Annotated in this window: 26 protein-coding genes and 2 pseudogenes; 18 read left to right on the top strand and 10 right to left on the bottom strand. The window is 55.3% G+C overall.

The window, feature by feature from the left end:
• Positions 1-29 precede the first annotated feature (29 nt).
• The 5 genes and pseudogenes from ACIRQ6_RS14700 to ACIRQ6_RS14680 all read left to right on the top strand — a co-directional run bounded on the left by ACIRQ6_RS14700 (position 30) and on the right by ACIRQ6_RS14680 (position 3,594).
• Complete coding sequence (locus tag ACIRQ6_RS14700; RefSeq protein WP_420861355.1) at positions 30-413, top strand: nuclear transport factor 2 family protein; 384 nt, start codon at positions 30-32, stop codon at positions 411-413.
• A gap of 26 nt (positions 414-439) precedes the next feature.
• A complete protein-coding gene (locus tag ACIRQ6_RS14695; protein WP_420861354.1) occupies positions 440-805 on the top strand; it encodes a hypothetical protein in 366 nt (121 codons plus the stop codon).
• Between the two features lie 157 nt (positions 806-962).
• Positions 963-1,154: pseudogene (locus ACIRQ6_RS14690) on the top strand ((4Fe-4S)-binding protein); the annotation flags it as partial.
• Positions 1,155-1,166: 12 nt separating this feature from the next.
• Complete coding sequence (locus ACIRQ6_RS14685; protein ID WP_420863914.1) at positions 1,167-1,595, top strand: CDGSH iron-sulfur domain-containing protein; 429 nt, start codon at positions 1,167-1,169, stop codon at positions 1,593-1,595.
• Between the two features lie 418 nt (positions 1,596-2,013).
• Positions 2,014-3,594 (top strand): GMC family oxidoreductase, encoded by a 1,581-nt coding sequence (locus ACIRQ6_RS14680; RefSeq protein ID WP_420861353.1) that lies wholly within the window; start codon positions 2,014-2,016, stop codon positions 3,592-3,594.
• Between the two features lie 340 nt (positions 3,595-3,934).
• Here the strand turns inward: ACIRQ6_RS14680 and ACIRQ6_RS14675 are convergent.
• The 4 genes and pseudogenes from ACIRQ6_RS14675 to ACIRQ6_RS14660 form a co-directional block, all read right to left on the bottom strand.
• Positions 3,935-4,057 (bottom strand): annotated as a pseudogene (locus tag ACIRQ6_RS14675) (integrase); the annotation flags it as partial.
• A 36-nt stretch (positions 4,058-4,093) separates the two neighbouring features.
• Positions 4,094-5,167, bottom strand: a complete 1,074-nt coding sequence (locus ACIRQ6_RS14670) for a DUF1513 domain-containing protein (RefSeq protein WP_420861352.1) — start codon at positions 5,165-5,167, stop codon at positions 4,094-4,096.
• Between the two features lies 1 nt (position 5,168).
• Positions 5,169-6,170 (bottom strand): imelysin family protein, encoded by a 1,002-nt coding sequence (locus ACIRQ6_RS14665; protein WP_420861351.1) that lies wholly within the window; start codon positions 6,168-6,170, stop codon positions 5,169-5,171.
• Complete coding sequence (locus tag ACIRQ6_RS14660; protein ID WP_420861350.1) at positions 6,167-7,723, bottom strand: di-heme oxidoredictase family protein; 1,557 nt, start codon at positions 7,721-7,723, stop codon at positions 6,167-6,169. Before ACIRQ6_RS14660 ends, ACIRQ6_RS14665 begins: the two co-directional genes overlap by 4 nt.
• Positions 7,724-7,821: 98 nt before the next feature.
• On the opposite strand from ACIRQ6_RS14660, the gene ACIRQ6_RS14655 reads away from it, so the two are divergent.
• Both ACIRQ6_RS14655 and ACIRQ6_RS14650 read left to right on the top strand, forming a co-directional pair.
• The gene (locus ACIRQ6_RS14655) at positions 7,822-8,253 is read left to right on the top strand and encodes a hypothetical protein (RefSeq protein ID WP_420861349.1); all 432 of its coding nucleotides are present in this window, start codon (positions 7,822-7,824) and stop codon (positions 8,251-8,253) included.
• 102 nt (positions 8,254-8,355) lie between these two features.
• The gene (locus tag ACIRQ6_RS14650) at positions 8,356-8,826 is read left to right on the top strand and encodes a Dps family protein (protein WP_420861348.1); all 471 of its coding nucleotides are present in this window, start codon (positions 8,356-8,358) and stop codon (positions 8,824-8,826) included.
• 5 nt (positions 8,827-8,831) lie between these two features.
• Here the strand turns inward: ACIRQ6_RS14650 and ACIRQ6_RS14645 are convergent, their stop codons facing one another.
• From ACIRQ6_RS14645 to hemP, 4 genes are all read right to left on the bottom strand, one after another.
• Positions 8,832-9,086: a DUF1289 domain-containing protein gene (locus ACIRQ6_RS14645; RefSeq protein ID WP_420861347.1), complete on the bottom strand. Its 255-nt coding sequence runs from the start codon at positions 9,084-9,086 to the stop codon at positions 8,832-8,834.
• An 86-nt stretch (positions 9,087-9,172) separates the two neighbouring features.
• Positions 9,173-10,432: an imelysin family protein gene (locus ACIRQ6_RS14640; RefSeq protein ID WP_420861346.1), complete on the bottom strand. Its 1,260-nt coding sequence runs from the start codon at positions 10,430-10,432 to the stop codon at positions 9,173-9,175.
• A gap of 12 nt (positions 10,433-10,444) precedes the next feature.
• Complete coding sequence (locus ACIRQ6_RS14635; protein WP_420861345.1) at positions 10,445-10,927, bottom strand: hypothetical protein; 483 nt, start codon at positions 10,925-10,927, stop codon at positions 10,445-10,447.
• Positions 10,924-11,088: a hemin uptake protein HemP gene (gene hemP / locus ACIRQ6_RS14630; RefSeq protein WP_420861344.1), complete on the bottom strand. Its 165-nt coding sequence runs from the start codon at positions 11,086-11,088 to the stop codon at positions 10,924-10,926. The genes ACIRQ6_RS14635 and hemP overlap by 4 nt, the downstream gene beginning before the upstream one ends.
• A gap of 919 nt (positions 11,089-12,007) precedes the next feature.
• Between hemP and ACIRQ6_RS14625 the strand changes: the two genes are divergently transcribed.
• The 4 genes from ACIRQ6_RS14625 to ACIRQ6_RS14610 all read left to right on the top strand — a co-directional run bounded on the left by ACIRQ6_RS14625 (position 12,008) and on the right by ACIRQ6_RS14610 (position 14,723).
• Positions 12,008-12,520 carry an SRPBCC family protein gene (locus ACIRQ6_RS14625; protein WP_420861343.1) on the top strand — a complete coding sequence of 171 codons (513 nt, stop codon included), beginning with the start codon at positions 12,008-12,010 and terminating at the stop codon, positions 12,518-12,520.
• Positions 12,521-12,556: 36 nt separating this feature from the next.
• On the top strand, positions 12,557-12,910 hold the full coding sequence (locus ACIRQ6_RS14620) for a YciI family protein (protein ID WP_420861342.1): 354 nt from the start codon (positions 12,557-12,559) through the stop codon (positions 12,908-12,910).
• Positions 12,907-14,136: an RNA polymerase sigma factor gene (locus ACIRQ6_RS14615; RefSeq protein ID WP_420861341.1), complete on the top strand. Its 1,230-nt coding sequence runs from the start codon at positions 12,907-12,909 to the stop codon at positions 14,134-14,136. The genes ACIRQ6_RS14620 and ACIRQ6_RS14615 overlap by 4 nt, the downstream gene beginning before the upstream one ends.
• A gap of 86 nt (positions 14,137-14,222) precedes the next feature.
• Positions 14,223-14,723 (top strand): SRPBCC family protein, encoded by a 501-nt coding sequence (locus ACIRQ6_RS14610; protein ID WP_420861340.1) that lies wholly within the window; start codon positions 14,223-14,225, stop codon positions 14,721-14,723.
• Positions 14,724-15,098: 375 nt separating this feature from the next.
• On the opposite strand, the gene ACIRQ6_RS14605 is transcribed toward ACIRQ6_RS14610, so the two are convergent.
• Complete coding sequence (locus ACIRQ6_RS14605; protein WP_420861339.1) at positions 15,099-16,445, bottom strand: aminotransferase class III-fold pyridoxal phosphate-dependent enzyme; 1,347 nt, start codon at positions 16,443-16,445, stop codon at positions 15,099-15,101.
• Complete coding sequence (locus ACIRQ6_RS14600) at positions 16,442-17,251, bottom strand: IclR family transcriptional regulator (protein WP_420861338.1); 810 nt, start codon at positions 17,249-17,251, stop codon at positions 16,442-16,444. Before ACIRQ6_RS14600 ends, ACIRQ6_RS14605 begins: the two co-directional genes overlap by 4 nt.
• Before the next feature lie 123 nt (positions 17,252-17,374).
• Here ACIRQ6_RS14600 and ACIRQ6_RS14595 point away from each other — a divergent pair, with 123 nt between their 5' ends.
• The 7 genes from ACIRQ6_RS14595 to ACIRQ6_RS14565 all read left to right on the top strand — a co-directional run bounded on the left by ACIRQ6_RS14595 (position 17,375) and on the right by ACIRQ6_RS14565 (position 25,733).
• Positions 17,375-18,859, top strand: a complete 1,485-nt coding sequence (locus ACIRQ6_RS14595) for an aldehyde dehydrogenase (protein WP_420861337.1) — start codon at positions 17,375-17,377, stop codon at positions 18,857-18,859.
• Between the two features lie 9 nt (positions 18,860-18,868).
• A complete protein-coding gene (locus ACIRQ6_RS14590) occupies positions 18,869-20,101 on the top strand; it encodes a Tm-1-like ATP-binding domain-containing protein (protein ID WP_420861336.1) in 1,233 nt (410 codons plus the stop codon).
• A gap of 148 nt (positions 20,102-20,249) precedes the next feature.
• Complete coding sequence (gene hmgA / locus ACIRQ6_RS14585; protein WP_420861335.1) at positions 20,250-21,611, top strand: homogentisate 1,2-dioxygenase; 1,362 nt, start codon at positions 20,250-20,252, stop codon at positions 21,609-21,611.
• A 90-nt stretch (positions 21,612-21,701) separates the two neighbouring features.
• Positions 21,702-22,946, top strand: coding sequence for a fumarylacetoacetase (gene fahA / locus ACIRQ6_RS14580; protein WP_420861334.1), 1,245 nt, complete (start codon positions 21,702-21,704; stop codon positions 22,944-22,946).
• An 11-nt stretch (positions 22,947-22,957) separates the two neighbouring features.
• Positions 22,958-23,908 carry an MBL fold metallo-hydrolase gene (locus ACIRQ6_RS14575; protein WP_420861333.1) on the top strand — a complete coding sequence of 317 codons (951 nt, stop codon included), beginning with the start codon at positions 22,958-22,960 and terminating at the stop codon, positions 23,906-23,908.
• A gap of 5 nt (positions 23,909-23,913) precedes the next feature.
• Positions 23,914-25,542 carry an FAD-dependent oxidoreductase gene (locus tag ACIRQ6_RS14570; RefSeq protein ID WP_420861332.1) on the top strand — a complete coding sequence of 543 codons (1,629 nt, stop codon included), beginning with the start codon at positions 23,914-23,916 and terminating at the stop codon, positions 25,540-25,542.
• Positions 25,539-25,733: a DUF2783 domain-containing protein gene (locus tag ACIRQ6_RS14565; protein WP_420861331.1), complete on the top strand. Its 195-nt coding sequence runs from the start codon at positions 25,539-25,541 to the stop codon at positions 25,731-25,733. Before ACIRQ6_RS14570 ends, ACIRQ6_RS14565 begins: the two co-directional genes overlap by 4 nt.
• Positions 25,734-25,809: the final 76 nt, after the last annotated feature.

Below are 25,809 nucleotides of genomic sequence, written 5' to 3'. Positions count from 1 at the left end.
AGACTTCACAAGCGTCTTTTGACACCGTTATGGCATATATGAATGCGATGGGTTCAGGCGACATGGACACAATGGGCAGCCTCATGGCCGATGACATGGTTTGGCACAACGAGGGTGACAAAACACTGCCTTGGATCCATGGTGACATCAAAGGCAAAGAAGCGATCTTTGAGTTTTTGCCTGTATTCTCGGCAAACCTGCAGACAACCAAGTGGGAAAATGGCGACGCTTTTGCCAATGGTGATACCGTCGCTGTGTTCGGAACTATGGCAGCGACTGCGACCAAGACCGGTCAGTCAACAGGGGACTTTACCTTTGCCCTGCGTGCCAAGGTCCGGAATGGCCAGCTGGTGCTGTGGCATTGGTTCGAAGATAGCTTCGCCGTGAGCCAAGCATATCACGGCAATCTTTAGAAACAGTCTGGGGGCTATGAAAAGTGATGGATAGAATAAAAGCCGAAGGTATCCCTCTTTGGGTCACCTTGTTTTTGTGCCTTATTATATTGTTTGGGATTGGCTTTGGCGCGCCAGCCATGTTGGGTCATGGGCTCATGGAAACTCAGACGATTGGATGGGGTGGGCGTCAACTCGGTATCGCCGTTGGCAGTATTCTGGCCATAGCCTACCGGAGCCAAGTTGGGTATCTGATCGTTTTCACATGCGCTGTTTTCAAGGAAACCAGCGATTTGATTGAGGTCATGTCCGCTCCCGTCTTGGAAATGGGCATGGTGATAGGTTTCATTCCATTCATTTGCCTTGAGCTCGCTTCGCTTTGGTTGAGCTATCGCGCGGCCAAAGCGAATTAAGACCTAATGCATGCAGTTTTTGGCACGACAGAAGCTTTATCACGCATGCCGGACCGACGAATTTTCCACCGCTCAATCGACAGAGCGCAGACAGGCGGATCAACCGATGCCCGCAGGTCGATTTGTCCAAAAGAACACAAAATTCTAGGGAGAAGACATGACCAAGGAGAGCTACAAGGGTAAGGACATAACCATCCACTTTGATGGAACGAAGTGTATCCACTCTCGAAACTGCGTTCTAAGGGAACCGGGTGTGTTCTTGGCAAATACGCCTGGCGACTGGATCCAACCTGACAATGCGCCTGCGTCGGCACTCGTCGCTTTGGCTCACAATTGCCCGTCTGGTGCTATCACGTACGCTATGACCGATGGTACATCGGAAGAGACGCCGCCACCTGTCAACACAATCCATGTTCGCGAAAATGGACCGTACGCAGTCGCCGCGGATATACGAATTCCAGGCGAAGAGCCGCTCACCCGTCGCACCCTTTGTCGCTGCGGTTTGTCAAAGAACAAACCGTTTTGCGACGGTTCTCATGCCTCCGAAGGGTTCAATGCTACCGGCGAATGCGCGGACAATGAATCAGAGCCACTTGAGACACGAAACGGTCCGCTAAATGTAACGCCAACCCAAGATGGTCCTTTGATGGTAGCAGGGAATGTCGAGATTTGCGCAGGAACTGGCCACACGATTGATCGCACCACCAAGACATTCCTTTGCCGCTGTGGCCATTCGAGCAACAAGCCTTTCTGTGACGGAACGCATGCCAAGGTTGGCTTTAAATCATGACCCGAAAACATGAAATATTGCCCAAAACGTGTCGTTGACGTCACCCAGATCCTCGAGCTGGACCCGAACACAAGATGGCACCCGCCATTCTAGCAGCTGAGCGCGTGGAAGAATTGATCAAGTGTTAATCCGTGGTTCGAGGGAGGGCTGAAAACGGATTGGGATCAAGCCGAATTCCCCATTTATGCGAAACCACAAATACAATCATCAAAAGAAACGGAAAGATGGACATTGTGATAGCAAAAAATCTGGTTCGACGTGGTCTTCCTGATTTTGGGTCACAATTTTTGGACGACGTTCGCGCGCGATTGCGTAGTACGGTTATCGCTTTGTCTTTTGTCATGCTGGCCAACACATATCCGGGTCACCGGGATTTTCGATACTTTTTAAACTGAACTAAGCTAGGAGCAAAACATCGATGGAAGCACCAAACTACGATTACGTCATTATTGGGGGTGGAACTGCTGGGCTGGTTCTGGCTGGGCGGCTGACCGAAAATCCGAATACAAGCGTCGTGGTCCTCGAGGCAGGTCCGGAGAATACATTTGAAACAGGCTCCTATGCAGCTGGCGTTGGCGGTATGTGGGGGCCTCAGACCAATTGGGGATATAACTCCGCGCCTCAACCTGAACTGAACGGTCGAAAGATTATGCAACCTCGGGGTAAAGTGGTTGGCGGTTGTGCGGCGATCAATGTTGGGTCCTGGTCGCGTGGCACAATGGAAAACTACGAAAGCTGGGATCTGCCGGGATGGGACTGGGACACGGTTCTCGAGACTTATAAGAAGATCGAAAGCAGCAAAAAGGACGATACCACTTTGCGTGGTAAGTCCGGACCGATGCGCCTAGAAGACTCTCCTCGAGGCAATGTGATGACAGATGTTTTGCGGGAAGCCGCGATCCAATCGGGCGTTGGCGTCACCGAAGATCGGAATGCTGGAAACCCTATTGGATTTGATATCTGGGAGACAATATTCCCAGACGGACGTCGTTGGAATACCGAAGCCGGCTATCTGAATCCAGCACGCAAACGCGCGAACTTGACTGTCTTGACCGAGGTGCATGTCACTAAGATTAATTTTGACGGCAAACGCGCGGTGTCGGTGTCATTTACCCGAAATGGCAAAGGAGAGGAAATCACAGCGGACAAGGAGATCTTGCTTTGTGCGGGCGCGATCAATACGCCGCAAATCCTAATGCTGTCCGGGGTTGGTCCCGCAGAACATCTGCGCGAGCACGGTATCAACGTTGTGGAGAACCTGCCTGCCGTCGGGCAAAACCTCAAAGACCATCTACGTGTCCAATTCGGTGCCTTAACGCCCCTAGGTACAGGTGAAACGGTCTACGCAGACGCGTCGGACGCCGCACAGCTAAGCGAGTGGCGGGAAACAGGGTATGGGCCCCTGTCAGTGGCTGAAAATTCCAGCTCTGCTTTCGTGAAGTCAGACCCATCCGTTCCGCATCCAGACATCGAACTGATGTATGCAATAAACCCGCCGATGGATATGCGCGAGGATATGAGCCGCGCAGGCTGGTACATCATGGTCGGCTTGGTGCAACCGAAATCCGCAGGTGAAGTGCGGCTTGCCTCAGCGGACCCGTTGCATGCGCCGATCTATGATCCAGCCTATTTGTCGAACCCGGAAGATATGGCGACATACATCAAGGGTATGCGCGTGGCTCTTGCGCATGTCGGGACCGACGCACTAAGCCCATATACGGATATGGACACGTTGCAGCTGGCACCCGATGCGACTGATGAGGAGATCGAAACACTTATTCGGACAACGGTAGAGTCAATCTATCATCCGTGTGGGTCATGTCGTATGGGGCAGGATGGTGATGAGACCGCCGCGCTGGATACACAATGCCGCGTTAAGGGCCTCGAAGGCTTGCGCGTCGTGGATGCGTCTTCGGTACCCGAGCTGGTATCTGGCCACACGATGGCACCAACCATTATGGTAGCAGAGCGCATCGCTGCACTTATCAAGGCTGGATAGAACAGAATGCGAAAGCGGTCCCGTGTCAAAACCAAACGGGACCGCGACAATCCAAACATTTGTCCATACAAGAGAGTCCCATCTCGCGTCTTTTGCGCTTTAACCTTGCTGTTGTGTTGATTTGCACCCCGCCTCGATTGCGCTGAAAAGGGCGACGGCTTGGGTAGCATCACAGAGTTTTCCGAACCGACGCGGATTTGAGAAATCAGAACATGCCCGTAGCGCCGTGCGTGCTTTGACTGTGCATTAACCACTTTTGTGCCGAAAGCGCCGAAAACCGCTATCACTCAGAGTATAGCGACCGATGAATGCCGGATTTCCTCTGCCGTTCGCCTAAAGTTCAAATGTCGATCTTCTCGGCAATGTTTAGGGTATCTTCGACTTCGACGCCCAAGTGCCAAACAGTTCTATCGATCTTTGTGTGGCGATAAATCAGTTGCACTGCTCGCAAATTCCCAGTTTTACCGATGTTGCGTCAAAGTTTATTGATGGTAACTGGTCAAATTGAAATTAGATGGTTGTCCCATTGAACGGCTTCGAATTTGGAAACCACTTTGCAAGTCCATGTTGAGAACGCCAGCTCACCAGTGCCTGCTGTCAGCATGAAGCCATCGACAGTTGTTGCAACTCCACAGACGTCACTGACAGAATCCGCCGCGACGATTTGGGCGGAAGCTGCATCGTAGTGTTGGACACTGTTACCCCGTGGAGATGTGACCACGATTGTGGTTCCATCGAAAGCATAAGCGATGCTTCCCACGTATCCTTGCATGTCTCGTATCCGGTCTGGACTGGCTCGCATAAGGACGACCTCCCGCCCAATACTGTGATGGCCTACTAGGCTAATCGGAACACCATCGCCCTGCCACTGCATCCCGAAGGCAACCTGTCCCTCATTGGAAACTGCGAGGTGCCTGATTGAGTTCTTGTGCATTTCAGGGGGCAATTCGACAGTGTCAATCACCGTGCCATTTTGGATGTAGGACAAGTTCGGTTGCATCGTCGCAATGTTCAACTTGGTGCGGCCTGTGTCTGGATGCGTGTCGATGCCACCGTTGGCGACGACCAGCACATCAGAGTTCGGCAAACGTTTGATGTCATGGGGGCCGATGCCGCCGCTGTCCCATTCGTCGATGCGAGTGTAGCCTGACGCGACATCCCAGACGCCTATGCGGCCACGACCTGCCTCATAATCGTTCTCGGTTGTGAAAAGCAGACTGCCATCCCCTGAGAATGCGCCATGACCGTAGAAATGGCGGCCAGCGAGTGCGGTTAGGACCGCCTTCTGAACGCCCGTTGCACAGTCTATGACGACTGCGAAGGTGCCCGGTCGTCTTGCAAAAGCAACGGCTTCGGGTTTGAGCGGATGTGCTGCCGCTGCATGACCTCGGGCGGGCAGCGGGAGTTGGAACGTAATGTTCAGGTCAGCATCGATCCCGCACAGCACATAGGCCCCATCAGGCAGGGCAGCGGCGGAGAGGAATGACGGTGATCCCGCATCCGCCCACGTAGGCTTGGGGACAAGTCCCGAGGCCAGCAGGCCCGCTATAAACTGACGACGCCCCGCTTCCATCCTAGTCTCCGTCCAGCGAATTGAACCCGGCGGCGACACCCAGTGTGCGGCCAAGCTCTGTTTGGACAGTGCTGCGGATCGTTCCAACGGATTGGCTTATGACCTCGACCTTGAGGCGGGATTGTGGGTCCGCAACCCCTGCAAAGACAGGATCGTTCAGGGTTGCCAGCTTGCCAAGGGCATCTTTGAATTGATGGTTGAGTTTGTCTGACAGGGTCTCATCAGACACCGCAAGATGCGACGCCAAGTCTTGCAAGGATGTCAAGCTTAGCACGACATGTTGGGCGGATCGACCAGACCTTCGGACCTCTGCCCTTGTCGGTCGGGGACGATCAAAGGTGCCAAGGGGTCGGCCAAGGCGGCTCTCTTGAGTAAATTGTAGCCCAGTGGTCAGTGCCCTGAGCATTTCTTGCAGGACTTCTTCTTCGCTGCGGTAGGTAGCATCGGGGGCTGGTGACAGGAGAACGTCCACATAGCTGGCTTCCCAGTCATTATAGATCGCTGATGATGTGGCAGCGATATCCGCGGTCACGGTTTGCACGAGGGTGCAGTGGTAATCGCTGGGCTGCATCAGGGGCTCGTCATACAGCAGAAACTCCAACGCATAAAAGCCTCGGGCGGCGATGGAGACCTCGCTGTAGCCTTCGGCGCCAAGGCCGATTGGGTCTTTGTCGGCTATGAGCGTAGCCAGTGCCCTAGGCGTGGCCCCGCGACTGTCTGGCCAGAACGCCAATGCAAAGGCACGATCATCTACTTCTGTTGGACCGAACCGAAGATGGGATGCGGACACCCATGCATCAAACGCGGTGCCATACGCCTTGCGCAGAGCTTCGGATGACGGGTCACAGTTTTGGATCGCGGCTTGGGAGAGGGCCGCAGATGTATCAGCGAGGGTCTCGAACCGTGGCAGGATATGGTCGTCTATGATAGTGGGGATGGAAGGGTTCGCTGTGGCGGTGAGTGGGGTGCAGACAACAGTAGCGGCCAGTAAGAAACGTTTCATAGGCTCTCCAAAAATCTTAACAGGGCTTCACGATCCGCAGTGGGCATATTTACGACTGCATCCCGTTGCGCCTGTGCTTCGCCACCATGCCACAACACGGCCTCAAGCAGCGACCGTGCCCGACCATCGTGTAGGAAATAGGTGTGGCCGCTAACTTGTTCCGTCAGGCCGATCCCCCAGAGGGGCGGGGTGCGCCATTCGCTGCCCGTGGCTCGTGCTTCGGGGCGGTTGTCGGCCAAGGCAGGCCCCATGTCATGCAGCAGCATGTCCGTGTAGGGCCAGATCAGTTGGAAGCTCTGTTCGGGCTGGTTTTCAAGGCGGTGGGTGACAAAGCTAGGCGTGTGGCAGGCTGTACAGCCCGTTCTGTAGAACACTTCCTTGCCACGCAGCACTTGGCTGTCATCGACATCACGCCTTGCAGGCACGCCCAGATTGCGGCTGTAGAAGGTCACAAGGTCCATGCCCATCGCGTCGATCTCGGTGCCACGGGCGTCATCATCGCCATGGATAGCATTCTGACAGTGGGTTTGGTTGACAGTGCATTCTCCCGCACCCGCTGGGAAAAGCGGATTAGAAATACCGATGTCACCCGCAAATGCTTCGGCAGATTGCTGCATGACAGTTGGGTTGCCAGCCTTGAGGCCAAAGCGGCCCAGCATGGGTTGATCGAACTCAACAGACCAAACGATATTGGGGCGGCCAGAGATACCGTCGTTGTCCAAATCTTCTGGGTCTGCATTGGTCAGGATGTCGGCGGCGGGGATCGCCTCTAACAGGCCCAGCCCGATCATCTGAGGGGCAACACGTGGGGAGAGCATCGCACCTTCGGCCAAGGGACCATAGCCGAGGTTCTCTGCAGTGTAGGTTGGGTGGCGCAGGGAGGCTTGGGTGCCATCGGCAAGCGTTACAATCTCTTCTTCATAGGTGACCCCAAGCGCATACTCGGAGGCATGCCCCTGCACTGCGAAGTCCTGCAACTGCTGACCATAGGTTGGATCAGGAAGGGTCGCGATATAATCGGCGATCTCGGCGATTCTTGCGTCATCTGGCACACCGTCGGGGTCCATGATCGACACACGCAAGAACATCGAAACACGGTTGTCTTCTGCGTTCTCTGGCGGGTGACCACGGCCATCCTTGATGTGGCACCGCTGGCAGGACCGTGCGTTGAATAACGGCCCCAAACCATCAGATGCCAATGTCGATGAAGGTGAAGATACCCAGAGCTTGCGGAACAACCCATTGCCTAACCTGAACTCAAGCTCATCCTCAAACGTGATGTTGCCTGATGGTTGCGAGAAGGCGTTGGCATCAGGCAGAACACGCACCGTCGCGGCGCCAGCAAGGCGTTCTTCGAACGGCTGGGCGATTGTGAAGTCTGTCGCGGTGGCGGTCACTGTGGCGATGCGCGTGGCTTCGGCCTTGGTTCTCGGCACGGCGTTCAGGTGCGGATCGCCCAAGTCTGCATAATCCTCGCGCGCGGCCTGATCCGCCAACGCTAGTGGCGCCGCGGCAAGGAAGCACAGCGTCAGAGATTTTGTCGCAGATGGCATGGGTAGACCTTTTACATTTTGACAATATCTTATAATTATACTCAGGTATTCAGATTGGCGAGTCACTATTCGCCGCATACCCGACGAAGGATGCCATAATGGCGTTACATGCTTTCCAAAATGATCGGCACCGGGCGGACCAGATTCCTGCTTGGCAAATCCCTGCACAGGCGCGCGGCGTTTTGAACGCGTTGCGCATGATCGCGATGGAATGTCGTACGCATGGACGGGCCGAATTGTTTGAGGCCTGCGCCCTGATTTCCAACCAAAGCTGCGTTGCCCAAGACGCCCATGCACGTGCCTTGGTCCGCTGTTTGCGTCAGGCTTTGGGCGTGCGGCCCACGTTTTATCGACCCGGCGAAGTCGACGTATCCTTTGACGAAGCGTGGCTCATTCGCGCAGTCCAGTGCAGTCGCGCCAAAGACTGGCCAAGTTTCGAATTTCTGATCCGGTCGCGTGTGGCACCCCAGCATCTAAGAAACCTTGCGTTTCTGATCCACGGAATTTCCGACAGATTTGGCAAACTTTAGAATTATTCTAAAAAACTCTTGCAAGGGCGGATTGGCGCGTTAGATTTGTGTCTAAGCCAGCAAACGCCAGCCAATCCACATACTTTCATTCCGGAGAGACCGATGACAGAAACTGCCGTTGCCCTGAGCGAGGACGCTCAAATCGCTATCGCCGAAGCCCTGAACCAAGCGGTGGCCGAAACCGCTGTGACAACGATGCTGGCCCAGAATTTCCACTGGAACGTTAAAGGCATGGCCTTTGGTCCGCTCCATGATCTGTTTCAGAAGATTTACGAAGATCATTTCATCGCGCAGGACGATCTGGCCGAACGCATCCGAGCGCTGGACAAGCATGCCGAAGGGATGTTGGCCAGTATGCTGAAACGCTCAAAAGTATCCGAGCATGATGGCCACGCCACCGACCGTGAGATGATTGCGGTGATGCAAGATGCGCAAGAAACGCTGGCGCAGACCCTTGCCGGAGCGGGGGAGCTGGCGGCAAAGCATGGCGATACTCTGACAGAAGATCTGTGTATCGCCCGCGGGCAGGAGCACGAAAAATTTGCGTGGTTTCTACGGGCGCATCTGGCCTAGGTCGCTTACAGTTTATCCAACTCAAAGGGCGCTTTTGCGCCCTTTTTGCTGCACTTTCGCGCGTAGGCAATGCGCCAGCCACCGTAGGCACCCATCTGATTTTGTTGTGCCATCAGCATTTCAATGAAACCGTCGCGGTGCGTGTTCTTTTTCAGCTGTTTGAACAGCGCTTTTTGCGCCTTGGTCATGGAACATCCGATGCAATGGCCCTCGCGTTTGAACTTGCATACATCAATGCAGGGGCTTGGCGTCTTTGGCATCTTGGTAAAACCTTGCTGGCTAGGCTGGGAAAATGGCTTGAGGCGGACCATCGCAGGCCCGCCCCATCACTTAAGTCAGATCGTGCTTATTGAAAGACAGCGTTCGGATCGTCCAAGGAGTCTGACCCTTCGATCCCAACGCCATCAACGCCAAGGGCGGAAATTACCCGCTCAATAGAACGTGTCTGGTCAATCAAACCGTTCACGCCGCCCATGATCAGGGCCTCGCCCGCTTTATTGCCGCGTTCCAACATTTGGTCATAGGCAAATCCTGCCTCTGCTGCGATCTTGATGCGGCCCAAGGCCATCACGGCATCGCCGAGCTTGGCTTGCATTTCAGCGTCGATTGCCGCGTCCGTTTCGGCCACTAGATCAGACAACGAAGGTCCCGTTACCAATGTTCCATCGACGCGGATGTATTCACCAAGGTATACGTTCTGGATGCCAACACCGTTGTAATAGTGATCATTATGGGTGTTGTCGGCGAAGCAGGAATGCTCTTCTTCAGGATCGTTGAGCATCACGCCCAGACGCATCCGCTCCCCCGCGGTTTCACCGTAAGACAATGATCCCATGCCTGTCAGAATGGCAGAGATACCTGCGTCGGTATCAGACATCAGCTCAGATCGGGCCTCGCCGCCCTCAGCCCAAGCACCCGCCATGTATTCCAGATCGGAAATCAACAGGTCTGTGGCTGCAGTGAGGTATTCACCACGGCGAACACAATTGCCGTTCGTGCAGTCATCATCCATAGCGTAATCCGTCCACGGACGGTTCCCCGCACCCGTGCCGTGACCATTAAGGTCTTGCCCCCAAAGCAAGAACTCAATCGCATGGTAACCTGTGGCTACATTGGCTTCGACGCCATCCGCTTCTTGCAAGGTGTCTTCGAGCAACGCAGGCGTGATTGATGTTGCGTCAATCTCCTGACCCGACAGGGTAAAGGTCGGGTTCGCAATGACATTCAAAGCGGCAAAGGTGTTTTCATCGGACGGGCCGCCATAGGATGCATCCACGTAATCAATCAGGCCCTCATCCAGAGGCCAAGCGTTCACTTTACCTTCCCAGTCATCAACGATTGAATTGCCGAAGCGGAACACCTCGGTTTGCTGGTATGGCACACGGGCGGCCAACCATGCAGCACGGGCCGCGGTCAGGTTTTCAGCGGACGGATCGGCGACCAGTGCGTTCACGGCGGTCTGCAACCGCTTGGCTGTGATCAGGCTGTCGCCATAATTGGCAGCGGCGATGTCGGCGTAGGTGTCGAGCACGTCCTTGGTTTCAACCGCAAGTGCGGGTGTGGCGAGGCCAACTGCAATGGCAGTCGTAAGAAGGTAGCGTTTCATGAGGGTGTCCCTTTAGTGAAGTGTTTTTGGAATTTCGAGTGATTGTGTTGTGATATCCCTTGGTGCGCTCAGTCGCATGCGCATAAAGGCGTGGCCGACTTCAGCGGCGAGGGATGCGATCAGCGGGGCCACGTCAGGGCGAACAAGAAGCGTCGCGATCAACATGGCATCTTCGCGTTCCCCCATTGCCGCTGCGGCGATGAAATTGGCAAAACAGGATTCGTCGGCGCCTAAGCATTTACACTGAACCGAATGACGCATCAGCGGACGACGCCCATGTCGGGTGCAAAGTGCACAAAGGTCTTCAAACGACTTCAGCGCCTTTCGCCCCTGATCAGGGCCAAGACCAGATGCGAAGTCATTCCAGACCTGTGCTTGCGCATCGGCACCTTCGCACCAAAGGCGCAGATAGATGACGGATGCGGCTTCGATACCATCCAGTTCTGTAATGAAGCCGACGGGCGCACCGCCACGATTATGATTAGGAATGGTCATTTGGTCAGGATCAACTTGCCAGCCCGCGTTATCCGCAGGGTGTAGGTTTGCTGGTCCAACACGATTTGGGCCAGATCGCCCCCTTCGCTGAGATCGCGGGCTGCATATGTCGGAAGTGTCGGTGCATGCGTTTGTTTTGGCGGGGTCGAATGAAAGTTCATGGTGACACCTGTTCACGCTCGGACAAACGGTCTGTGATCCAGATCGGGCAGATGTTTTCTGCTTCTGATGCAGAAACAAATATCTCAAACCTGTCTGCCTGCTTGATGCGGGGAGTGTGGCGTAGTGCACGTGCATCGGCGGATCGCCTGACTGCGCCTTGGGTCGACTGCATTGGTAAGTCCTCACATGATTACGTGTCGGGCTTCCCAGCTTGGATTCGGGGTGGCTTGACTTGACTTAATCCTGAGTGAAGTAGTCGGAAATGTCAATCTGACAAATTTAGTCGGAAATACGGTTTTGCCGAAGCCGTTCCACCAAGAATGAAAGCAGCCATTGATGAAGCCGCAGCGAAAGCTCACTATGTCCTGCAATCTGTGAATTCGACCTTTGGTCCTTGCCGCCCCAAATACCGATTGGCTTGTGGGCACTATCACACTTGACCGCAGCGGCTTTTTTTGCCGGGCTAGGAGGACGATCACAATACGAGGCTTCGTTGCATGATGTGGTTGTAGTCGGCGATGTTAGAGCGGGTTGTGTCAAACAAGTAGCTTCAGCGGATAGCGAAGGTTCTGTTCCGATTTCTGGTGTATGGCAGCATGTACTAACATCCTAATTCACCTGCTGTCGGCCAAGAATTGAACATGCGAAGAACGTCATGTCAGCAAGACCCGCATCCGCAAAACTCCGGTCACCTGCAGACTGCGAGTTTAACTGGTCCTGTATACTGCTTGTGCAACGAAGACCTTCTTTGACGGGCGGCGCTAAAGCATCTGACGCCCTGAACAAACAACCGGTGAGGGCCGTTCAAAACTTTTTTCAAACTTTTTTCTGATCGGTGTCGATTAGCGCAGTTTATAACCGTCGTGTGGGTGAAGAGGCAAAAACGCCCTTCTCAAACACAAACGAGAGGATAGACCCATGAACATCAAGAAAATCGCAACCTACACAGCATGCGGCGTTGCCGCATTGGCCGTCGCAGCCTTGGCCTTGCCGCGCCAAGTGAACATCGAACGCACAGCGGTCATAGATGCCGCCCCAGAGGCCGTGATCAAATTGGCAGCGTCCAACACGGGCTACCAAAGCTTTAACCCTTACAAGGACCTCGACCCAAACCTGTCGGTTGAAATGTTTGGCCCCATATCGGGCGTAGGATCCGGCTTTTCATTTGAAAGCAAGGACGGGGCAGGTCAGCAAACGGTGGCGTCTGTCACCACTGATCAGGTGACATTCGATCTTGATCTGGGGCCATTGGGTCAGCCGACGCAGGCGATTTCTGCGGTTGCTGTTGATGGCGCGACTAAGGTGACTTGGACCATGGACATGGATCTGGGCATGAACCCTGTGTTCCGCGTCATGGGGCTTTTCATGGATGGCATGATCGGGCCAAACTTTGAGCTTGGCCTTGCCAACATCGCTGACGTTGCGGCTTAATCATACTTAAAAACGAACCAACAAGGAAACAAAACAATGCGTTACACATTTCTTCTTTATTCCGACCCCGCAATGGCCGCTGGCATGACCGAGGAGGATTGGGCGAAATCCAAAGAGATCTACGGCCAGTATATTGGCGCGCTTCAGGAGGCTGGAGTGTTTATCGAAACCGATTGGCTGCACCCTGCTGATACCGCCACCACGGTCACGCTGGCAGGCGGCGAGAAGCGGGTTCAAGATGGCCCATTCGCCGAGACAAAAGAGACACTGGGCGGCTACTTTGCCATTGATGTCCCAGACCTCGATGAAGCGATGAAATGGGCCGAGAAATGCCCACATGTCCACTATGGCAAGCTTGAAATCCGCGCCTCTGCGATGGGCAGCGTGTGAGCAAAAGCGACGCACAGGCGCGGGCGGAAGATGTCGCCCGCGCCGCCTACGGCAAACTGATTGCGATGCTGGCCAGTAAAACTGGCGACATTATCGCCGCGGAAGACGCACTTGCCGATGCTTTTGTGGCTGCCCTCAAGACGTGGCCCGAACGTGGCATTCCAGACAAACCCGAGGCCTGGCTTTTGACTGTGGCCAAAAACAGACGCATCGATCAGGCGCGCAAAGATGCCCGTTTGGTCATCACAGATGAGGCAAACGATATGGCCGACGCTCAAGCAATCGAACCCGAAGAAGCGCAGTTGGACGACCGGCTGAAGCTGCTTTTCGTCTGCGCCCACCCCGCCCTGGATGAAGGTATACGCACGCCGCTGATGCTACAGACGGTTTTGGGCCTTGAGGCCGACCAGATCGCAAAGGCGTTTCTTGTGTCCCCTTCTGCTATGGCGCAGCGCCTTGTGCGGGCCAAGAAAAAGATCAAATCCGCCGGTATTCCTTTTGTCGTGCCAGAACCAGAGGCCTATCCAGAGCGTATGATCGCCGTGCTTGAAGCGGTCTACGGTGCGTATTCAGTCGATTGGCTGGAAGGGGATGGCGATCTTAGCCACGAGGCCTACTTTTTATCCAACATTCTGGCGGAGCTGGCGCCAGATAATCCTGAAGCGCTTGGGCTTACCGCCCTGATTGGTTTTATTGAGGCAAGACGGGAGGCCCGTTTGAGCCAAGGTGTCTTGGTGCCTGTGCCAGAACAGGATGTCGATTTATGGGATACGCAGCTTATCGAGCATTCTGCCAGTCTCCTCACCCAAGCCTCCCTGAAGCGTACTCCCCAAAGCGTGCCGGGACGGTTCCAACTTGAGGCTGCCATTCAATCCGTTCATGCCGCCCGATCTGTCACGGGGCAGACGGATTGGCGGGCGTTGTCGCAACTCTATGCGGGATTGATGCACGCCTATCCGTCTATCGGCGGGGCGGTCAGCCGTGCGGCAGTTGTGGCCGAGGATGCAGGCCCTGCAGAAGGGCTGAGGATGCTGGACGTGATCGAATTCGACGGATTGAACACCTATCAGCCGTTCCACGCTGTGCGCGCCCATTGTCTGGCCGCGTTGGGTCAGACCGCAGATGCAGCCGAGGCCTACGCACAAGCCCTTTCATTGTGCATGGATCGCCCCTCAAGACTGTGGCTTGAGAAAAAAATCGAAGGTTTGCGAAAAAAAATGTCATGAGGTGTCGATTGGCGGCATCGGTCTTCGTCGTGTGGGCATAGGGGAACAAAAACGCTCCCATTCAACATGAGAAAAGGAACAGACCAATGACCATTATTTACACAATCGTCGCAATTATCGCCGCAATCGCCCTGATCGCATTGCTGTTGCCCCGCAAAGTCGTAGTGACACGCACGGCAGATGTAGCTATGCGCCCCGAAGACGTCATCGCTCGTGTTGCCAGCACCGAAGGATTCCAAACCTTCAACCCCTACTGCACAACCGACCCTGATCTGAACATCACGCCATTTGGCCCTGCTGAGGGCGTCGGTTCAGGCTTCCGGTTTGAAGGCAAAGAAGGCAAAGGCACCCAAACCGTGACCGAAGTAACAGGCACCCGCGTCACGCATCTCATCGATCTCGGTGCCATGGGCAAGCCTGTGCAGACAATCGAAGCCAAGGCGACAAAAACTGGTGCCAGCGTGACGTGGACCGTGACCTCGGACATGGGCTACAACCCCATCTTTCGGGTCTTTGGCCTCTTCATGGACCGTATGCTTGGCAAAACCTACGAACTGGGGCTCAAGAACATCGCAGCCCTGTCTTAAAGATAATCTCACACACCCAAGAGGGCGGGCCTAAATGGCCCGCTTTTTTTATGGATACCCTTATTGTACCGCATGGCATCAATAATCGCTGCACTTGCGGCATCCGGGTTGCCCAACGTCTGTGCGTTGTGCGCATGTTCCGGGACTTTGCCAGCACGTCGTTATGTTCCGTCCGCAAGCAGAAATGGCAGTAGCCAGCGCCGCGGTGGTCCCGTGTCAAACTTACCCAACCGCGGCCCATGACGAAGCCACCCAGAGCAATTGGCACGACGCGCAACGTCGCGGCGGCAACGCGCTGATTTGGCTCGAATATCAGCGGCCACTAACCGAATGCAGTTTTTGCGTTGGCAGGATTTCACGCCAATCAAGCGTCCCCTATGCAGCAGCGAAACCAGCATCAAGCGCGCTAAGAAGAGTGTTTGCGTCTTGCTCTGTCAGGACCAATGGCGGCGATAGGATCAAATTTGGCCCAGAGACCCGGACCATCGCTCCGGCGGTATAAGTTGTCTCAAAAACCGTATTGGCGGTGTTGGCATCAATCGGCTTTTTAGTCGCACGGTCACTGACCATTTCGATCGCCGTCATCAAACCGTGCCCGCCACGCACATCCCCAATGATGTCATATTTATCCATCAGCGCCTTGCAGCCCTCAAACAATTGCGTGCCTCGCGCTGCGGCGTTTTCGATCACGTTCAGCCGTTTGGTTTCCGCAAGGCAGGCCAGTGCGGCCGCCGCGCCCACGGGATGGCCAGAATAGGTGTATCCGTGGCCAATTTTGGCGTTAGGATCCCCTTCGAACGCGTCAACCATCCGCCCGCCCAGCATCACTGCGCCAAAGGGGAAATACCCATTGGTGATCGCTTTGGCTGTTGCCATCATATCGGGCTGAATCCCCCACAATCGCGCACCAGACCACGCACCAGTGCGACCGTAGGCGGTGATCACTTCGTCGGTAATCAGTAATATGCCGTGGCGGTTACAAATATCCTGCACCATTGGCGCGAAGGATTTATGCGGCGGGATCACTCCGCCAGCGCCCAAAATCGGCTCCATTATCATCGCGGCAATGGTGCCAGCACCTTGGAATGCAATTTCGTCTTCGAGGGCCTGAACGCAGAGCTGTGCCAACTTCTCGGGGTCCGTTTCATTGAACGGATTGCGGTAGGTGTAGGGGGCAGGAATGTGAAAACAGCCTGACAGCAGTGGTTCATAGGCCGTGCGAAAATTTGCATTACCGTTGACGCTTGCGCCACCGATGTGTGTGCCGTGATAGCCTTTTTTGAGGCTGAGGAACTTGGTCCGCCCGCTTTCACCGCGCAGCTTGTGATACTGCCGGGCAAGGCGCAGGGCGGTTTCCACCGAGTCCGATCCGCCAGAAGTAAAGAATGCGCGTTGCATCCCATCGGGACCGAAAAACTGTGCCAGTTCATAAGATAATTCAATGGCTGCGTCGTTGGTCGTGCCGCGGAAGGTGGAATAGTAGGGCAGGGTATCAAGCTGGTGCGCGATGGCGTCTTTGACGGGCTGGCACGAATAGCCAAGGTTCACGTTCCAAAGCCCACCAACCGCATCAACAACAGTGTGGCCGTCCAAATCTGTGATACTGACGCCAGATGCACCGGTGATGATCTTGGGCGGGTTGTCGTGACTGTCTTTTGGTGAAGTCATCGGATGCCACATCAGGCGCCCATTGTTCTCTTTCAGGAAATTGGAATCTTTCATGGGGATGGTTCCAGTGTTTTGGCGTTTGAAAGTGTTGTGGCCCAGGCGGATTCGACTTCTGGCGGGATCGTGCCGCCCCAATGTGTCGAAAGAGTTCGGCTGGCTTTGATCAGGTGCTGTTGGATGATGCGTTCCTGTGCTGGGGAAAACCGCGTGGCCACACAGGCCACAGAAATGGCCCCGGCAAAACCGCCTGCTTTGTCAAACAACGGTGCAGCAAGGCTGGACACTTCTGCTTCAAAACTGCCAATCGCACGGCCAAGGCCAGTTTTCCTCACCTCGGCAATGGCTGTTTTCAATGCATGCGGCGATGAAATCGTGTGGTCGGTAAAGGCTTCAAGGTCATTATCGATGGCATCCATCAGTGCGCTTGGGCCAAAGGCCAATGTGCAGTGGCCAGACGCCGTTGCATGCAGTGGAAACTGGTCCAAATCGATTACCACGCGAGTGCTGTGCCGTGCTGATGTGCTGGAGGCCAGCGAATAGACTGTGCTGCCGGACAGAACGGACACATGGGCCGTCTCGCCCGTCGCATCTGCTAAAGCGGCCAGAATTGGCTCTGCACTTGCTTTGCGCGGAACGGTCTTTTCGCGGGTCTGTGCCAGTTGTAACAATGCGGGCCCCAACCGGTATTGCCGTGTCATCGGGCTTTGTTCAACAAAACCGACCTCCTCTAGGGATTGGAGGTAGCGATGCGTTGTGGCCTTGTCCCGTTTGGCAGTGCGAGACAGGTCCGACAACCCGATCTCGGGGCGGGAGGTCGAGAAGTGGGACAAAAGTTGGAGCGCTTTGGTAGCAGAGGACATGAGTCAGGCACCGTTTTGTTGCGTCTTAAAACGGTTTGACACGGCCATTTTGGCAAGGCAAGATATTTTTAAACCTTCGGTTTGATATATGAACCGATGAAGGCTTGTGACAAAAGGTTCAAAATGGATCAAACCCATATCGACGCGCTGCGCAGTTTGCCTGTGGCCCCATGTAGACATTTGATAGAGGGGCAAAACGTTCCAGCCTCAGATGGCGGGGTGATGGATGTGGTCTCTCCCATTGACGGTAGGGTTTTGACCCAGATCGCGCGTGGCACCAGCGCGGATATGGAACGTGCTATTGCCTCTGCACGTTCGTCTTTTGACGATGGCCGTTGGGCCGGCCAACCGCCCGGCGCACGCAAGAAGGTGCTACTGAAATGGGCGGATTTGATAGAGGCCAACGCGCTGGAGCTTGCGGTTCTTGGGGTGCGCGACAATGGAACAGAAATCGCGATGGCGCTGAAGGCGGAACCGGGTTCTGCTGCAGGAACGATCCGGTACTACGCCGAGGCGCTAGACAAGATTTATGGTGAAATTGCCCCTACTGCAGAGGGCACATTGGGGCTGATCCATAAGGAACCTGTGGGCGTGGTCGGGGCGATCATACCGTGGAATTTCCCAATGATGATTGGCGCATGGAAGCTGGGGCCCGCTTTGGCGATGGGCAATTCAGTCGTTCTTAAACCCGCTGAAACCGCCTCACTGTCCTTGATGCGAATGGTTGAGTTGGCCCATGAGGCAGGCCTGCCCGAAGGTGTATTGAACGCGGTCACCGGCGAAGGGGCCGTTGTGGGTGCCGCGCTGGGCAAATCGATGGATGTGGACGTGCTGGTGTTTACCGGATCGGGTGCAACAGGGCGCCGGTTGATGGAATATAGTGCGCAATCCAACATGAAACGGGTCTATCTGGAACTGGGTGGCAAATCCCCCAATATCATTTTTGCCGATGCGCCTAACCTTGATGAGGCCGCCAAGGTCGCTGCTGCAAGCATCTTTCGCAACGCGGGCCAAGTCTGTGTCGCTGGATCGCGATTGCTGGTTGAGGATGCGATCCACCATGATTTTGTCGCCGCCGTTGTTAAGGCCGCTGAGGCCATGCAGGTTGGGGATCCGCTTGATGTGCGGACCACTATTGGGGCGGTAAACTCCGAAACGCAACTGGCCGCGAACCTTGGATATGTCGCAACGGCGCAAAAGGAAGGGGGCGCTGTTGTAACCGGTGGAACCCAAATCCTGCAGGAAACCGGCGGCTATTATATGGCGCCAACAGTTGTCACTGATGTGACAGCAGATGCGACCCTGACCCAGAAGGAAGTCTTTGGTCCGGTTCTTGGGGTGAGCGCATTCAAGGATGAGGCCGAGGCCATTCGCCTAGCCAATGGGACTGTTTATGGGCTGGCGGGTGGCGTATGGACGTCCAATCTGGGGCGCGCGCATCGCATGGTGAAATCTGTGCGCACGGGTGTCATGCACGTGAATACCTATGGTGGGGCTGACGGCACCGTGCCTTTGGGGGGCGTTGGTCAATCTGGTAACGGGCATGACAAATCCCTTCATGCCATTGAAAAATATATCAATCTCAAGACCGCTTGGATCAAACTCTAAAGGCGCCTTATGACCGATCGCACCATCCTGCTTGTTGGAACTTACGACACCAAAGATGACGAGCTTGGCTATCTGGCCGATGTCATAAGAGCCCAAGGTGGACGTGTTTTGACGATGGATGTCTCGGTCTTGGGGGATCCGTCAAAGCCCACGCAGTATTCCAAACATGAGGTTGCATCCGAAGGCGGCAGCAGCATTGAGGCCGCGATTGCGTCAGGCGATGAAAACACTGCGATGCAGATCATGGCGCAGGGATGCGCGGCTTTGACGACCCGTCTCTATCATGAAGGACGCTTTGATGGTGTGTTGGTGTTGGGCGGATCGATGGGTACGGATCTTGCCCTAGATGTCACCGCAGCCCTGCCCTTGGGCGTGCCGAAATACATCGTGTCCACTGTGTCCTTTTCGCCCCTGATCCCGCCGGAGCGTTTGGCCGCAGATGTGCAGATGATCCTCTGGGCTGGGGGGCTTTATGGCCTGAATGGCGTGTGCAAAGCGGCGCTAAGTCAGGCCGCTGGGGCGGTTTTGGGTGCTGCACGCGCGGTCGAAAAGCCCGACCGCACCAAGCCGATGATTGGCATGACGTCGCTGGGCAAAACGGCGCTGCGCTATATGGTGTCGCTCAAACCCGCCTTGGAAGACCGGGGTTATGAGGTCGCTGTCTTTCACGCCACAGGCATGGGTGGGCGCGCGTTCGAAAGCCTTGCGGCCCAAGGTGCCTTTGCCTGCGTCTTTGATTTTTGCACACAAGAGTTGGGCAATCACATCCATGGCTCTAATATTTCGGCGGGGGCCGGTCGCCTGACTAATGCCGGGCTGGTCGGCACGCCGCAGATTGTGTCGGGTGGGTGTTACGATCTGGTTGATGTAGTGGGCTGGCAGGATTTGCCGGACAAATGGAAAGACCACCCGACCCACGCCCACAACCGCCTGATCACCTCCATCGTGTTGAATGATGAAGAACGACGCGCGGTTGCACGGGCGCATTCAGATCAATTGGCATCGGCGCAGGGCCCTGTGGCCTTTATCCTGCCCGAACGAGGCTGCGGCGAATGGGACCGTGCCGGTGCTGATTTATGCGATGCGGCGGGGCTTTCCGCGTTTTTGTCCGAACTTCGGGCGACCTTACCGGACAACGTAATTCAGCACAGCATCGACGCGCATATCAACGATCCTGCCTTCGCCGACAAGGCGCTTGAGATTTTTGACGATTGGCGGGCCAGAGGGATCGTGGCAGGTTAAGCGCCAACCTCGCCTTTGGGCTGGCAGGGTCATCAGCAATGAAAGCGCTAGAATGAAAAGCCGATATTGTCGCCTTTTTGAAAAAATAGATGTTGATGGTTACAAATGTAACAAATACCCCGGATAAAACAGTCAAGGAAGATGCATCATGGATACGACCCATACCCCGCACGGTTTGCAGCAGGCATCAACACCGGCTGGCACCCATCCGGGCTATATGCCGGGCTTTGGCAATGACTTTGAAACCGAAGCACTGCCGGGTGCGCTGCCGCAGGGCATGAACTCGCCGCAGAAATGCAACTACGGGCTGTATGGCGAGCAATTGTCAGGAACTGCATTTACCGCACCGAGCCATCAAAACGAACGCACGTGGTGCTACCGTATCCGCCCGTCGGTCAAACATGCGCAGCGCTACAACCGCATTGATTTGCCCTATTGGAAAACCGCGCCCAATGTTGTGCCGGATGTAACCTCGCTGGGGCAATACCGCTGGGATCCAGTGCCCCATTCCAGCGCGCCGCTGACTTGGCTGACTGGCATGCGTACGATGACCACGGCGGGTGATGTGAATACCCAGATCGGTATGGCAAGCCATGTGTATTTGGTGACGCAAAGCATGGTGGATGCCTATTTCTACTCGGCTGATTCAGAAATGCTGATTGTGCCGCAAGAAGGGCGATTACGGTTCTGTACGGAACTTGGCGTGATGGAGGTCGCACCACAAGAGATCGCGATCATCCCCCGCGGATTGGTCTACCGTGTCGAAGTGATTGACGGGCCTTGCCGTGGGTTCGTGTGTGAAAACTACGGTCAGAAGTTTGAACTGCCGGGCCGGGGGCCCATTGGTGCCAATTGCATGGCCAACCCGCGTGATTTCAAAACGCCTGTGGCGGCGTTTGAGGATCGTGAGGTGCCTTCAACCGTGACAATCAAATGGTGCGGCCAATTCCACGAAACGCAGATCAACCAAAGCCCGTTGGACGTTGTTGCTTGGCATGGCAATTACGCGCCCTGCAAATACGATCTGACCACATATTGCCCGGTTGGCGCTGTTCTGTTTGATCATCCTGACCCGTCAATCTTCACGGTGCTGACTGCTCCGTCGGGCCAAGAGGGCACCGCGAACATCGACTTTGTTCTGTTTCGCGAACGCTGGATGGTGGCCGAGGATACATTCCGTCCGCCATGGTACCACAAGAACATCATGTCTGAACTGATGGGCAATATTTACGGTCAATATGACGCCAAACCCAAAGGGTTTATCCCTGGCGGAATGAGCCTGCACAACATGATGCTGCCCCATGGGCCGGATCGGAATGCGTTTGAAGGCGCGTCAAACGCCCGGCTTCAGCCAGCAAAGCTGGATAACACAATGTCGTTCATGTTTGAGACGCGCTTTCCCCAGCACCTGACCCGGTTTGCGGGCACTGAGGCGCCGCTGCAAGACGACTACATTGATTGCTGGGCGGATATGGAAAAGAAATTCGATGGCACGCCGGGTAAGAAATGAAACGATATAGCTCCTTTCGCTTGACCCCGTTCCACCCTGCGCAGGCCGCGATGCCTATCCAGATGGCCAACCAGACGCGAAAGACATAACATGACGTTGCTCAAATCTTGGGTTGAAAGTGCAAACAGCGCAGATACGCTCTTTCCTTTGAACAACCTTCCGTACGGTGTGTTTTCGACGCCAGACCTTGCGCCGCGTTGCGGCGTGGCCATTGGTGACATGATTTTTGATGTGCACCGCGCTGAAATCGACGGATTTATCGATCTTGGCACGTCGCTGTTTGCCGCGCCAAGCTGGAATGCAGTAATGGGGCACAGCCCCCGGATCTGGGATGCGTTGCGCACACGGCTGATGGAGCTTTTGGCAGAGGGGGCCGCGACCATGCCAGACACCCTCGTGGCGCAAGCAGATGCTGTGATGCACATGCCTTTCAACGTGGCAGAGTTCACCGACTTTTACGCGGGCAAACACCACGCGACGAATGTCGGTACAATGTTTCGTGGTCCGGACAATGCCTTGCCGCCCAATTGGCTGCATATTCCCATTGGCTACAACGGACGCGCATCGACTGTCGTTGTGTCCGGCACGGATATTGTCCGGCCCAACGGGCAAACCAAAGCGCCAGATGCCCAAATGCCCAGCTTTGGCCCATGCAAACGGCTGGATATTGAATTGGAAATGGGGGCGATTGTTGGCGGCGCAAACACCATGGGCGATCCTGTATCCGTGCAACAGGCAGACGACATGATCTTTGGTTATGTGCTGCTCAACGATTGGTCCGCGCGCGATATTCAGGCGTGGGAGTATCAGCCGCTCGGACCGTTTCAGGCCAAGGCCTTTGCAACCTCGATCAGCCCTTGGATTGTGACAAAGGCCGCCCTTGACCCTTTCCGCACCAGCACACCAGCGCGCGAAAAGGATCTGTTGCCGCATCTGCATGAACCGGGGCCCATGCTTTATGATATTGATCTCGAAGTAACCATGGCCCCGGCAGGTCAGCCTGAAACAACCATTGCGCGCACCAACTACAATCAGATGTATTATTCCGCTGCCCAACAGTTGGCGCATCATGCGACATCAGGTTGCGCGATGAATACTGGCGATCTGATCGGGTCTGGTACGATCTCGGGCCCCGAAAAATCCCAACGTGGATCGTTGCTGGAACTGACGTGGGGCGGTAAGGAACCGATGACCCTCGACAGTGGCGAAATACGCAGCTTTATCGAAGACGGCGATACACTGACCCTACGAGGAGCGGCGCTTGGCGACGGTTACAAAATTGGCTTTGGCATGTGTTCCGGCACGATCCAGCCCGCTCGTAAATTCCCCAAATAAGGACCAAGGAAATGGCAAAAGCATTCGCATCCCAAGGGGATATGTCTGAAAAGAAAATTACTTTTGATGAAATCGGTGACGGGCTCTATGCCTTTACCGCCGAAGGGGATCCCAATTCAGGGGTGATCATCGGTGACGACAGTGTCATGATCGTCGAGGCCCAAGCCACCCCGCGGCTGGCCAACAAAGTCATCGAAAAGGTGCGTGAGGTCACAGACAAGCCCATCAGCCACTTGGTCACGACCCACTATCACGCGGTGCGGGTTTTGGGCGCTTCGGCCTTTGGGGCGTCCCAAGTCATCATGTCAGACGTTGCGCGGTCCATGGTGGTAGAGCGTGGCCAAGAAGACTGGGACAGTGAATTTCAGCGCTTTCCACGTTTGTTCGAAGGCCATGAAAGCATCCCGGGCCTGACGTGGCCCACCACCACATTCAGTGACAGCATGACAGTGTATTTGGGCAATCGCCGCGTCGATATCAAACAAATCGGTCGGGCTCATACGGCTGGTGACACGGTGATCCACGTGCCGGATCAGAACGTCATGTTCACAGGTGATATCGTTGAAGATCACTCGGCGTGTTACTGTGGTGATGGGCATTTTGCCGATTGGGGCGCGACGCTGGACAAGATCAAAGCCTATGATGTAGATGCGATTGCGCCGGGACGCGGCGGCGCATTGATCGGTCAGCAGGCCGTAGACCGCGCCATCGAAAGCACCCGGGATTTCGTAAATTCCACCTATGCACCAGCAGCCCGCGTAGCGGTCAAAGGTGGCAGCCTTAAAGACGCATGGGACGCAGTACGGGCGGAATGCGACCCAAAGTTTGCGGACTACGCGATTTACGAACACTGTCTGCCGTTCAACGTGTCGCGCGCCTATGACGAGGCTCGCGGCATCGCCCACCCGCGCATTTGGACCGATAAACGTGATATCGAAATGTGGGAGGCCCTACAGGGGTAAGTGGCATGGTTGCAGTCAGGTACGAAACTGTCCTTCAGCTGTACCCTTACAGCAAGGTCGCGGATCAGGATGCAACGGCACCCGTGCGCCACCCCGTTGTCATTGTAGGTGGTGGGCCGATTGGCATGGGCCTCGCGCTGGACCTTGGGCGCAAAGATGTGCCCTGTCTTGTGCTGGACGATCATGATGGTGTGGGCAAGGGCAGTCGCGCGATTTGTTTTGCCAAACGGACGCTCGAGATTTGCGACCGTCTGGGATGCGGTGATCCGATGGTGAACAAAGGTGTCGTGTGGAATGTGGGCCGCGTGTTTCGCGACGAAAAGGAAGCGTATAGTTTCAACCTGCTGCCCGAAGACGGGCACAAACGCCCCGCCTTTATCAATTTGCAACAGCCCTATTTTGAACAATTCCTCGTCGAAGAAATTCGTCGCCAACAAGCGCTGGGCGCACCCATTGAAATCCGGGGGCGCAACTGTGTGACGGGGGTCACCCAACACGACGATTATGTTGTCTTGGATATAGATACCCCGGACGGACCCTATCAGGTTGAGGCAGATTACCTTGTCGCTGGGGACGGTGCGAACTCGCCGATCCGGTCGATGATGGGGCTGGATTTTGAAGGACGTGTGTTTGAGGACAACTTCCTTATTGCGGATATTAAAATGGCGGCCGATTTCCCAACCGAGCGTCGGTTTTGGTTCAATCCCCCGTTCAATCGGGGCGAAACGGCGTTGCTGCACAAACAGCCCGATGACATCTGGCGTCTGGACTTTCAGCTTGGCTGGGACATTGATCGAGAGGCAGAGCTGAAACCAGAAAAGATCCGCGAACGGGTTGCCGGGATGATCGGCGACGACGTCGCGTTCGAGCTGGAATGGACGTCGATTTACACCTTCCGCTGCTGCACCATGGACAAATACCGTCATGGGCGCGTGTTTTTTGCAGGTGACAGCGCCCATCAGGTCAGCCCCTTTGGCGCGCGTGGTGCCAATGGCGGTATGCAGGATGTAGATAACCTTGGCTGGAAATTGGCGGCTGTGATCAAAGGGCAGGCAGGTGACGCGCTGCTGGACAGTTATCATTCCGAACGCAAATATGGCGGGCTCGAGAACATCAAAAATTCCAGCCGAACAGCCGATTTTCTGACGCCGCGCAATCCGGCCCATACCCTGTTTCGCGATGCGGTTCTCGATCTGGTTGAACAGCACGGTTTTGCCCAAAGTCTGGTGAATTCGGGCCGTTTGTCAGTGCCCTGCACCTATGACGGATCTCTGCTGAACTCAGATGACGCTTTGCCTGATGGACCTCAACGCACACGCCCCGGTGCGCCTTGCTGTGATGCGCCCCTGACAAATGGGTTTTTACTTGATCAATTGGGTGACAGATTCACACTGCTGGCGATTAATACAGAGGTCCCTGAGACCATAATCGCGCAATGCGGCGCCTTGGACGTTGTGCATGTTACAGCGGATGCAACCCCCACAAAGGCCGTGGCCACGCGCTATCTTGGGGGGCATGAAAGTGGCGTTTATCTGATCCGTCCAGACCAACACGTGGCGGCCCGGTGGGTCGAATTTGATGCCGTCGCAGTCGCCAGTGCAGTAACGCGTACATTGGGAGGGGCTCTTCAATGACCGAATTGACGCTCGACGCGAATTTTGACGCGCCAGACGACTTTTATGCCGCCTTGCTGAAGGCCCATGATGGCCTGACTGTCGAGGATATGCATGCCTTAAATGCGCGGCTCATTCTTGTTTTGGCCAACCACATCGGTGATCAATCTGTACTGGAAGCGGCGATTAAAGCCGCGACTTTAGACGCCTAGCCCCGATCGCAAAAAAATCTTTAGCCGCCCAATCTCAGGGCGGCCCGCCTGACTGACCCTGCTGGACGCTGCGAGA

This window comes from Algirhabdus cladophorae (assembly GCF_044772865.1).
Lineage (GTDB): Bacteria > Pseudomonadota > Alphaproteobacteria > Rhodobacterales > Rhodobacteraceae > Algirhabdus > Algirhabdus cladophorae.
Note: the sequence above shows the minus strand (reverse complement) of the source record. Positions and strands in the feature narration are given on the sequence as shown.

What these genes read in the sequence shown, in the direction of transcription:
- ACIRQ6_RS14590 (WP_420861336.1), top strand. Translation starts at nt 18,869, where the DNA reads ATGACCGATCGCACCATCCTGCTTGTTGGAACTTACGACACCAAAGAT.
- ACIRQ6_RS14695 (WP_420861354.1), top strand. Translation starts at nt 440, where the DNA reads ATGGATAGAATAAAAGCCGAAGGTATCCCTCTTTGGGTCACCTTGTTT.
- ACIRQ6_RS14670 (WP_420861352.1), bottom strand. Translation starts at nt 5,167, where the DNA reads ATGGAAGCGGGGCGTCGTCAGTTTATAGCGGGCCTGCTGGCCTCGGGA.
- ACIRQ6_RS14635 (WP_420861345.1), bottom strand. Translation starts at nt 10,927, where the DNA reads ATGACCATTCCTAATCATAATCGTGGCGGTGCGCCCGTCGGCTTCATT.
- ACIRQ6_RS14650 (WP_420861348.1), top strand. Translation starts at nt 8,356, where the DNA reads ATGACAGAAACTGCCGTTGCCCTGAGCGAGGACGCTCAAATCGCTATC.
- ACIRQ6_RS14605 (WP_420861339.1), bottom strand. Translation starts at nt 16,445, where the DNA reads ATGAAAGATTCCAATTTCCTGAAAGAGAACAATGGGCGCCTGATGTGG.
- ACIRQ6_RS14625 (WP_420861343.1), top strand. Translation starts at nt 12,008, where the DNA reads ATGAACATCAAGAAAATCGCAACCTACACAGCATGCGGCGTTGCCGCA.
- ACIRQ6_RS14620 (WP_420861342.1), top strand. Translation starts at nt 12,557, where the DNA reads ATGCGTTACACATTTCTTCTTTATTCCGACCCCGCAATGGCCGCTGGC.
- ACIRQ6_RS14680 (WP_420861353.1), top strand. Translation starts at nt 2,014, where the DNA reads ATGGAAGCACCAAACTACGATTACGTCATTATTGGGGGTGGAACTGCT.
- ACIRQ6_RS14700 (WP_420861355.1), top strand. Translation starts at nt 30, where the DNA reads ATGGCATATATGAATGCGATGGGTTCAGGCGACATGGACACAATGGGC.
- ACIRQ6_RS14565 (WP_420861331.1), top strand. Translation starts at nt 25,539, where the DNA reads ATGACCGAATTGACGCTCGACGCGAATTTTGACGCGCCAGACGACTTT.
- ACIRQ6_RS14595 (WP_420861337.1), top strand. Translation starts at nt 17,375, where the DNA reads ATGGATCAAACCCATATCGACGCGCTGCGCAGTTTGCCTGTGGCCCCA.
- ACIRQ6_RS14640 (WP_420861346.1), bottom strand. Translation starts at nt 10,432, where the DNA reads ATGAAACGCTACCTTCTTACGACTGCCATTGCAGTTGGCCTCGCCACA.
- hmgA (WP_420861335.1), top strand. Translation starts at nt 20,250, where the DNA reads ATGGATACGACCCATACCCCGCACGGTTTGCAGCAGGCATCAACACCG.
- hemP (WP_420861344.1), bottom strand. Translation starts at nt 11,088, where the DNA reads ATGAACTTTCATTCGACCCCGCCAAAACAAACGCATGCACCGACACTT.
- ACIRQ6_RS14655 (WP_420861349.1), top strand. Translation starts at nt 7,822, where the DNA reads ATGGCGTTACATGCTTTCCAAAATGATCGGCACCGGGCGGACCAGATT.
- ACIRQ6_RS14645 (WP_420861347.1), bottom strand. Translation starts at nt 9,086, where the DNA reads ATGCCAAAGACGCCAAGCCCCTGCATTGATGTATGCAAGTTCAAACGC.
- ACIRQ6_RS14610 (WP_420861340.1), top strand. Translation starts at nt 14,223, where the DNA reads ATGACCATTATTTACACAATCGTCGCAATTATCGCCGCAATCGCCCTG.
- ACIRQ6_RS14660 (WP_420861350.1), bottom strand. Translation starts at nt 7,723, where the DNA reads ATGCCATCTGCGACAAAATCTCTGACGCTGTGCTTCCTTGCCGCGGCG.
- ACIRQ6_RS14600 (WP_420861338.1), bottom strand. Translation starts at nt 17,251, where the DNA reads ATGTCCTCTGCTACCAAAGCGCTCCAACTTTTGTCCCACTTCTCGACC.
- ACIRQ6_RS14685 (WP_420863914.1), top strand. Translation starts at nt 1,167, where the DNA reads ATGACCGATGGTACATCGGAAGAGACGCCGCCACCTGTCAACACAATC.
- ACIRQ6_RS14575 (WP_420861333.1), top strand. Translation starts at nt 22,958, where the DNA reads ATGGCAAAAGCATTCGCATCCCAAGGGGATATGTCTGAAAAGAAAATT.
- ACIRQ6_RS14665 (WP_420861351.1), bottom strand. Translation starts at nt 6,170, where the DNA reads ATGAAACGTTTCTTACTGGCCGCTACTGTTGTCTGCACCCCACTCACC.
- fahA (WP_420861334.1), top strand. Translation starts at nt 21,702, where the DNA reads ATGACGTTGCTCAAATCTTGGGTTGAAAGTGCAAACAGCGCAGATACG.
- ACIRQ6_RS14570 (WP_420861332.1), top strand. Translation starts at nt 23,914, where the DNA reads ATGGTTGCAGTCAGGTACGAAACTGTCCTTCAGCTGTACCCTTACAGC.